Source organism: Kineococcus gurbantunggutensis (genome assembly GCF_050871925.1).
Classification (GTDB): Bacteria; Actinomycetota; Actinomycetes; order Actinomycetales; family Kineococcaceae; genus Kineococcus.
On record NZ_JBJLSG010000306.1, the window covers coordinates 1 to 2230 of the forward strand.

General features: G+C 77.0%; 2 protein-coding genes. One reads left to right on the top strand and one right to left on the bottom strand.

Translation table 11 applies throughout. The features are described 5' to 3' along the window. Positions 1-138: 138 nt before the first annotated feature. Positions 139-984, bottom strand: coding sequence for a hypothetical protein (locus ACRYR7_RS25260; RefSeq protein ID WP_432575133.1), 846 nt, complete (start codon positions 982-984; stop codon positions 139-141). Between the two features lie 6 nt (positions 985-990). Between ACRYR7_RS25260 and ACRYR7_RS25265 the strand changes: the two genes are divergently transcribed. Continuing rightward, positions 991-2230, top strand: a 1240-nt coding sequence (locus ACRYR7_RS25265) for a sensor domain-containing diguanylate cyclase (RefSeq protein ID WP_432575134.1), incomplete at its 3' end; no start/stop codon positions are given.

Consider the following 2230-nt stretch of genomic DNA (forward strand, 5'->3'; position numbering starts at 1 on the left):
CCCGCCCACCCCCCCCCCCCCCGCCCCCCCCCCCCCCCGCCCCCCCCCCCCCCCCCCGGGTGCGGTGGTGGGCGTCTCGCGCGCCGTGCCGTACCGGGCGCTGGGCACCTGGGCGGGCACCTGGGCGGGCGCGCGGGATCACCAGAGACCTCCGGTGGCGCGGGCGCTGCGAACCGGGTGCGGTGAGCCGTGTGCGGCGCGCCGCGCCACCGGCTCGACCGCACGAGAAGTGGCCTTTAGGATCGTCGTCGCTACGCAGCGTTCCAGAGCGCTACGCAGCGCTTCCAACACGTGGAGCGGCGCCACGCTCTGGAACAGGAGTTCACCATCACCGGCGACGTCGAGGCGAGCAGATCCAGGGCGCCTGCACCGCAGACAGGCGCGCTCGAGACCGCTGTTCCCGAGGCTGCTGTCCCCGAGACCGCTGTCCCCGAGGCGGGTGCGCCCCTGGCGGGCCGGATGCGCATCAAGGCCCAGGTGCTGCGTGAGCAGACCGCGCAGCAGCGCCGGCACGCCCACGACCTGATCACCCACAGCCACGAGCTCATCGAGCGCGCGCAGCAGGCGAAACGGCGCGCCCGGGCGGGGCAAGGGCACCCGGCTCACCGGTGCGTGGTGCCGGGCGCACCGGCCCTGCCCGCTGCGAGCGGGCCGGCGCCGCTGCACCACCGGCCCGGCGATCAGCCCGGTGATCGGCGCGGTGACCAGCTGGGTGATCGGCTGGGGGGTCAGCCCGCCGGTCAACCCGCTGGTCCTGGTGTCCTCGATGGTCTTGGTGGTCTCGACGGTGAGCCGGCGCTGCAGGCGCGCCTGCTGGCCGCGGTGCAGCGCTTCAGCGCCCTGGACTGCTCGGGCGATCACGCGCAGGAGGCCGAGCGGGTCGCCCAGGCCGGCCAGGCCGGCCAAGTCGGCCAAGTCGCCTGGGGCGGCCGCAGCGGTGAGGTCCACCGTGTCGGTGAGGTCCACCGTGTCGGTGAGGTCCACGAGGTCTTGACGCTGCTGCTGCAGTGCTTGGTGCAGGTGCTGCAGGTGGACGCGGCCAGCATCACGCGCGTGGTGGGCGCGGACTTCTTGCGCCCGAGCGCGGTGGCCGGCCCGGCCGGGCCGGCGGTGCGCGCCCTGGAGGCGCTCCAGCAGCGCCACCAGGACGGGCCCTGCCGCCTGGCGCACCGCAGCGGGCACGTCGTGGAGGAGGCGGACCTGGCCCGCAGCTGCCTCTTCGGCTGGCACGGGCGCGCGGCCGGCGAGCTGGGCCTGGCCGCGCTCAGCGCGTTGCCGCTGCGGGTGGGCGGGCAGGGCTGGGGCACGGTGCAGCTGTACCGCACCGTTCCCGGGGCGCTGAGCGCTGCGCAGCTGCGGGCCGCGCGGGTGCTGATGGGCTTGAGCGCCACGCTGGTGCTGCTGGTGCAGCAGCGCCAGCGCGCCGAGCAGGCCCAGCGGGCCCTGGTGGCTCGGGTCGGGCGCGATCCGCTGACCGGGGCGGTCACCCGGGCGGTCTTCGAGGAGCAGCTGGGCCACGCCCTGGCCCTGCTGCACCGGCGCCCCAGCGGTCCCACCGGTTCCGCCGGTCCTGCCGACCTCTCCGCAGCCAGCGGTGCTGGCGGCGCCGACGGGGTCAGTGGTGCGGGGGGTGGTGCCGGGGGTGCCCACCTGGCGGTGCTGTTCATCGATCTGGACGGGCTGAAGGCGGTCAACGACCTGCACGGGCACGCCGCCGGGGACGAGCACCTGCGCGCGGCGGCGGCGCGCATTCGTGCCGCGCTGCGCCCGGCCGACGTGCTGGCGCGCTTCGGCGGGGACGAGTTCGTGGTGTGCTGCGAGGGCGTGGGCGGGCACCGCGGTGCCGCGGTGATCGCCGCGCGCGTCGTGCACGCCCTGCAGCGCGCCGGCAGCAGCGACGACGAGGGCAGCGGCGAGGGCAGCGGCGAGGGCAGCCGCGAAGACGGATGCGAGGTCAGCTACCAGGCGCAGGGCGCCGGTGGTGCGCAGGGTGCCGGTGGTGCGCAGGGTGCCGGCCCCACCGGTGAGGCGCAGGGCGAGAACCACGCACGCGGCGGCGCTCGGGAGGGCGCCGCGGCGCCGCGGCTGCGGCGGCCGCTGGCAGCCAGCGTGGGCGTGGCCGTCACCGACGACGCCGCCACCGCAGCGCACGTCCTGCTGGCCGCGGCCGATGCGGCGATGTACCGCGCCAAGCGCGCCGGCGGGGACCGCTTCGCGATGGCCGACCCGG